Raw genomic sequence first — 6,530 nt, 5'->3', positions numbered from 1 at the left:
GTATTACCCCGTTGGATGCGATTCCTAGGTACGGGTAGTGGACGAGATGATGAACCACGGATTGGTACCGCTGTAACGTTGGGAATAGCTACTGCTGCAGTTTGCCTTGGTCAATTAGATATCATTGCACCAGTGCTAAGTATGTTCTTTCTGACCACCTATCTGGTGTTGAATGTAGCAGCTGCCATTGAGGGCTTTTTGCAAAGTCCTTCCTTCCGACCCTCCTTTAAAGTTAACTGGTTTCTGTCACTGTTAGGGGCATTGGGTTGCCTGATCGTAATGTTTTTGATAAATGCCTTTGCCACAGTGGCAGCAGCTGTTATTGTCTTAGGGGTTTACCTTTGGCTACAGCAGCGGGAACTGCGCACAGCTTGGGGGGATGTACGCCGGGGCATTTGGATGGCACTGTTGCGCACTGGTATTTTTCAGATTAGTCATCACCCTGATCCGAAAAACTGGCGACCCCACATCTTGGTGCTGTCGGGAGCTCCCACTAAACGATGGTCTTTGATAGAGTTAGCCGATGCTCTGACCCATAATCGCGGTTTAGTGACCGTTTCGAGTATTTTACCCAGTAGTTCCCATAGTGTTGCTAAGCAGGCACAGTTAGAACAAACCATCAGTGAGTATCTCGAACGGCGTAGTGTACAAGCTCTAGTGCGCTTGGTAACAGCACCGGATCCCTTTACCGGAGCCCGGCAACTGGTGGAAACTTACGGTATAGGACCACTAGTTCCCAATACAGTTTTACTCGGGGATAACGAAACCCTTAGCCGTCGCCAGCCTTACTGTCGCTTGATTACTCACATACACCAGGCAAAGCGTAATGTAGTGATTCTGCGGGAAAATCGGGAGCAGGGTTTCGGTAGTCGTCAACGGATTGATGTTTGGTGGGGCGGTAAGCAAGCCAATGGTAGCCTGATGTTGCTCCTCGCCTATCTATTGCGCAGCGACCTGAAGTGGCAAAATGCTGAGATTTACCTCAAGTTGGTGCTTCCTAATGAAATAGCAGCTCAAGCAGCACGGGCAAACCTAAGTAATTGGGTGAAACAGTTGCGGATTGGGGTTATTTGTCAGGTGCTGGTTTCCCAAGGGCGTTCTTTTAATGCTATTCTTCATGAGTCATCGGCTGATGCTGACTTAATCTTTATGGGTATGGCTACACCAGACGATAAGTTTACTCAATATTACGAAAGCTTACAACAAAAAACTGCTGGTCTTCCTACCATTGTCTTTGTACTGGCTGCCCCTGGGTTTGCTTTCCATGAAGTTCTCAGTGAAGATTTGTAGTATACTAACAGCAATTTAAAATTTTTAATTGCCAATTGACTATTACTATCAAGTCTGGTTAATCACTGATAAAATAGTCTCGGTATTTTTGGTAATGGGTAATGGAGACTTGGTAATCGTTAACTACCAAGTCTCCATTACCTATTACCAGATACAAACCCTATAGCATGAATTGGCAATGCTTAATTTTTGGGTGGCAGTTTAACAATACTTAGCCAGAAGTTTTCAATTGACTTCAATACTTTGAGAAACTGGTCTAATTCAAAGGGCTTAGTGACGTAGGCATTGGCGTTTAGCTTGTAGCTTGTGAGGATGTCCTGGTCAGAATCTGAGGAGGTCAGAATAATCACTGGAATTAAACTCAATTTTGGATCAGATTTAATCTGTGCTAACACTTCACGACCATCCATCACTGGTAGATTCAAATCCAGCAAAATTACGTCGGGACGGGGTGCTTTAGTATAAGGGGATTCTCGACGTAGAAATGCCATAGCGTCCTTACCATTGGTAAAAGTCTGGATATTGTTGCGAGTATTGCTATTTTTTAAAGTAGCTTTGGTCAAGTCTACGTCACGATGATTGTCTTCCACTAGCAATATTTCAATCCGCTGAATAGTATTTCTATAGTTCATAATTCCTGATTTTTTTATGTTGAGATTAAAACAATCAATTTGTAAAGAGTTTATAGTGGCTTTTTTGGGAATACATATAATTTTCGATTAATTGGGGCGTTGTCAGGTATAATCGATAATACTTATCTCCCTCGAAATTACCGATTAATAATTACCAAAATTAACAATTATTTATTTTTGGGTTAGTTGTTCATATTAGATATATATGATTATTGTTTCATAGTTTTAATGATATAATTCTCAATTTAATAATCAATTAATTATTACAGCTTTTTTAAATTAAATTAGGTACAAATTCCTAATTTGTATAGAATAGGGAATAGGGAATAGGGAATAAGGAATAAGGAACAGAACAAAAAAACTGTGTGCCTCATAGTTATGAAAAACGATGTAGTACAAAAAAAGCTTAGTTAAATCAACTATTAAAAGGCTCTAACATGAAATAAAATGTCGATAGCAAATGATAAATATTGATAGGAAGAATTTTGGTAATTAACCGTTTTTAATTACCGATAACGTATAGTTTTTATACGTGATAATTATGAGTTAAGCAATTAGCATTTAACCAGATAGTTCTCATCCTCCCCTCCGAATTTTGGGCAAGTATTAAAACTATCTATTGAATTTGGGGAATAATCTATCCATCAGTACCTATAAATGTACAAAAATTATGATGAAATTATAGATAGTATTTTTACGGATTTTTTTTTAGCTGTGCCAGAAGCGTCTAAGATGCTATTTAACCTCGAAGCCCCTTTTCAACCAACAGGGGACCAACCCCAAGCTATTTCCCAACTCACCACTTACCTCAAGGCTGGCAACCGTATCCAAACTCTACTGGGTGCTACGGGGACAGGTAAGACTTTCTCCGTGGCATCGGTAATTGAAAAAGTTGGCAAACCTACCCTATTACTTGCCCACAACAAAACCTTGGCTGCGCAGTTATGTAACGAATTGCGGGGGTTTTTTCCCCATAACGCGGTGGAGTATTTCATTTCCTACTATGATTACTACCAGCCGGAAGCTTATATCCCGGTCACTGACACCTACATCGAGAAAACCGCGTCAATTAATGATGAAATTGATATGCTGAGGCACTCAGCTACGCGATCGCTTTTTGAACGGCGGGATGTCATAGTGGTGGCTTCCATTAGCTGTATCTATGGCTTGGGTATCCCCTCAGAATACTTAAAAGCCTCGATTCCTCTGCGGGTAAATACCGAAGTTGACCAACGCCAACTCTTACGGGATTTAGTCTCAGTACAGTATTCCCGGAATGATTTAGAATTGGGACGCGGACGGTTCCGGGTGAAGGGGGATGTGTTAGAAATTGGCCCGGCTTATGAAGACCGAATTATTCGGGTAGAATTCTTCGGAGATGAAATTGATGCTATTCACTACGTTGACCCAGTGACGGGTGGAATTTTCCAAAGTGTAGAGGGAGTAAATATTTACCCTGCTCGTCACTTTGTTACTCCCGATGAACGGTTGGAAGAAGCTTGTAATGCTATTAAGGCAGAACTTGAGGAACGTTTGGCTCAATTGGAGCAAGCTGGGAACTTACTAGAAGCCCAACGGTTGGAACAGCGTACCCGCTATGATTTGGAAATGTTGCTCGAAATTGGTTACTGCAATGGTGTGGAAAACTATTCTCGTCACTTGGCTGGACGCAAGCTTGGGGAACCACCAGAGTGTTTGATTGATTATTTTCCCGAAGATTGGCTTTTGGTAGTGGATGAATCCCATGTTACGGTGCCGCAAATTCGGGGAATGTACAATGGCGATCGCGCTCGAAAGCAAGTGTTGATTGACCATGGCTTTCGCTTACCCAGTGCAGCAGATAATCGACCCCTGAAGGCAGAGGAATTCTGGGCAAAGGTGAATCAGTGTATTTTTGTCTCTGCTACTCCTGGGGATTGGGAGATGGAAGAATCTCAAGGGCGAGTCGTGGAACAGATCATTCGTCCTACCGGAGTGCTTGATCCAGAAATCTTTGTCCGTCCTACAGCAGGTCAAGTAGATGATTTGTTGGCTGAGATTAAGCAGCGGGTGGATTGTCAGGAAAGGGTGCTGGTAACAACCTTAACCAAGCGCATGGCTGAGGATTTGACAGACTATCTGCAACAACGGGATATTCGGATCAGCTACTTACACTCGGATATTAACTCTATTGAACGGATTGAAATCTTGCAGGCGTTGCGCCAGGGTGAATTTGATGTATTGGTTGGGGTTAACTTGTTGCGAGAAGGGTTGGATTTGCCAGAAGTCTCTCTGGTAGCAATTTTGGATGCGGATAAGGAAGGGTTCCTCAGGGCAGAGCGATCGCTTATTCAAACTATAGGCAGAGCAGCACGTCATGTCCGAGGGCAAGCCATTATGTATGCTGATACCCTTACAAAAAGCATGAGAAAAGCGATTGATGAGACTAATCGCCGTCGTAAGATTCAAAGTGAATATAATATCACAAATAACATTATACCACAGCCGATTCGCAAAACCGCAAACAATCCAATTTTGACATTTTTGGATGTCTCCCGAAGGTTGAATGCTCAACAGTTTGAATCGGTGTTTGAACAGGTGGATGATGTACCTTTAGAGAAGATTCCGGAGTTGATTAATCAGTTAGAAGAACAGATGAAGGAAGCAGCGAAGACGTTGGAATTTGAAACGGCAGCAAAGTTACGCGATCGCATTAAGCAGCTGCGGGATAAACTGCTAGGTAATCGAAGTTAACTAAGATTTTTTACGGAACTCCCCAAGCTGAAAGCCCCGTGTTTTCAAACCGGGGTCAGAAGTTGCCGCAAGAATAGGGTTTGAAGTTACCGTAAGACAGTGGAGCCTTTATGGTCGGCAGGCTATGCGTAAAAAGGTTAAGGCTATTGTTATAAGGCTCCACTGTCTAAGGTTTCGTCTCTGGCCTTTATGGTTGGTCGGCTATGGGTAAAAGGGTTAAAACTTTGAGGCGCGACCCATGGCGAATTTAATTCGCCTATGGAAAGCGCGCCTCCATGATTAAGGCTGCCCTATTAATCAGGTTTCGTCTCCGGGATTAAAGCTCATAGCGACTTTAGTCGCCGTGATCAAAGTATTGACTGTTGCTTGACATATTTATATAAAAATGTTATTATAAATATATATGAAAATAGGTCGAAATTCGGTGATTATATTAGAGTTTAAAGCGAAAGGCAAAGAGTCCCAATATTCAGCTATAGACGAAGCCATTCGGACGGTTAAGTTTATCCGAAATAGCTGTCTTCGTTTGTGGTTAGACAATAAAGGCACAGGAAAAAGTGACCTTAGCAGGTATTCTAAAATCCTGGCTAAAGAGTTCTCCTTTGCTAATGAATTAAACTCTACCGCCCGTCAGGCTGCGTCCGAGAGGGCATGGTCATCGATTGTTCACTTCTACGATAATTGCAAGAAGAAAATTCCAGGCAATAAGGGTTTTCCAAAGTTCCAGAAACGTGCTCGTTCTGTCGAATACAAGAAGTCAGGGTGGAAGCTATCCCCTGACAAAAAATCGATAACGTTCACGGACAAGAAAGGGATTGGAAAACTTAAGCTCAAGGGCACCTGGGACTTATGGCATTTCGACAAGAAGCAAATTAATCGGGTTCGGATAGTCAAACGTGCTGATGGGTACTATGTTCAATTTTGCGTTGCAGTTAACGTAAAAGAAGAACTACCCTATACTGGCGAAATAATAGGACTAGACGTAGGACTTAAGGAATTCTATACAGATTCTAACGGTCGATCTGAACCTAACCCCCGATTTTATAGAATCGGGGAAAAGAGATTAAAGTTTTATCAACGTCGGGTTTCCCGAAAAAAGAAAGGCAAGGCCGTAGGCCACGCTACGCGAACATCCAATCGCAGGAAAGCGGTTAATAGACTAGGTAGACAACACCTTAAAATAAGTAGGCAACGTCAAGAACATGCCAAAGGACTGGCACGTTGCGTAATCCAATCTAACGATTTGGTCGCTTACGTTCGCGCAGCGTGCCGAAGGCAAGATTTAAGAGTTAAGAATTTAGCAAAAAATCACTGTCTAGCTAAGTCTATTAATGACGCTGGTTGGTACCAATTCAGGAAATGGTTAGAGCATTTTGGAACCAAGTTTGGCAGGATAACTGTTGCAGTAAATCCTGCCTATACCAGTCAAAACTGCTCTGATTGTGGCGAAGTTGTCAAAAAGTCTCTATCGACTAGGACTCACACCTGTAAGTGTGGTTGCCAGCTAGATAGAGACCACAATGCCGCCATCAACATCCGTAATAGAGCCATAAGTACGACGGGGCACGTCGGAACTTGGATTATTAATCCGTTCGCGTAGCGTCGGCGAAAGCCGATACGCTTCAGGAGATTTGGCCTCTACTGTTCTTGACTCCGGTCAGGTTCAGCAAGCTGGGTCGTTGAGTGAAGAATCCCCGCGTCTAATGACCGGGGAGTGTCAAACTAACAGGAGGTGGAGGAATTATTGACATCTGTACGGCATGGTCGGGATGTTGAAAACAGGCGCACTGTGGAGAGATTTGCCCTCTGGCTATGGCATTCATACTCAACAGTACTATAGCCGACCTGTTACCCCCTCAGATTGCTCATGACAAA

At 43.0% G+C, this 6,530-nt stretch carries 3 protein-coding genes and 2 pseudogenes; 4 read left to right on the top strand and 1 reads right to left on the bottom strand.

The window, feature by feature from the left end; genetic code table 11:
- Positions 1–1,290, top strand: a pseudogene (locus F6K38_RS08365) (Na-K-Cl cotransporter); the annotation flags it as partial.
- 28 nt (positions 1,291–1,318) lie between these two features.
- Positions 1,319–1,456 (top strand): hypothetical protein, encoded by a 138-nt coding sequence (locus tag F6K38_RS08360; RefSeq protein ID WP_008182293.1) that lies wholly within the window; start codon positions 1,319–1,321, stop codon positions 1,454–1,456.
- A gap of 16 nt (positions 1,457–1,472) precedes the next feature.
- On the opposite strand, the gene F6K38_RS08355 is transcribed toward F6K38_RS08360, so the two are convergent.
- Positions 1,473–1,922, bottom strand: coding sequence for a response regulator (locus F6K38_RS08355; RefSeq protein ID WP_008182291.1), 450 nt, complete (start codon positions 1,920–1,922; stop codon positions 1,473–1,475).
- 732 nt (positions 1,923–2,654) lie between these two features.
- On the opposite strand from F6K38_RS08355, the gene uvrB reads away from it, so the two are divergent.
- A complete protein-coding gene (gene uvrB, locus F6K38_RS08350) occupies positions 2,655–4,655 on the top strand; it encodes an excinuclease ABC subunit UvrB (protein ID WP_287356441.1) in 2,001 nt (666 codons plus the stop codon).
- 424 nt (positions 4,656–5,079) lie between these two features.
- Positions 5,080–6,403: pseudogene (locus tag F6K38_RS08345) on the top strand (RNA-guided endonuclease InsQ/TnpB family protein).
- Positions 6,404–6,530 lie beyond the last annotated feature (127 nt).

Source organism: Moorena sp. SIO3B2 (assembly GCF_010692525.1).
GTDB classification, from domain to species: Bacteria; Cyanobacteriota; Cyanobacteriia; order Cyanobacteriales; family Coleofasciculaceae; genus Moorena; species Moorena producens.
Note: the sequence above shows the minus strand (reverse complement) of the source record. Positions and strands in the feature narration are given on the sequence as shown.

Excerpts from the sequence above, each read along its gene's own strand:
- F6K38_RS08355 (WP_008182291.1), bottom strand. The coding sequence starts at position 1,922 with ATGAACTATAGAAATACTATTCAGCGGATTGAAATATTGCTAGTGGAA.
- uvrB (WP_287356441.1), top strand. The coding sequence starts at position 2,655 with ATGCTATTTAACCTCGAAGCCCCTTTTCAACCAACAGGGGACCAACCC.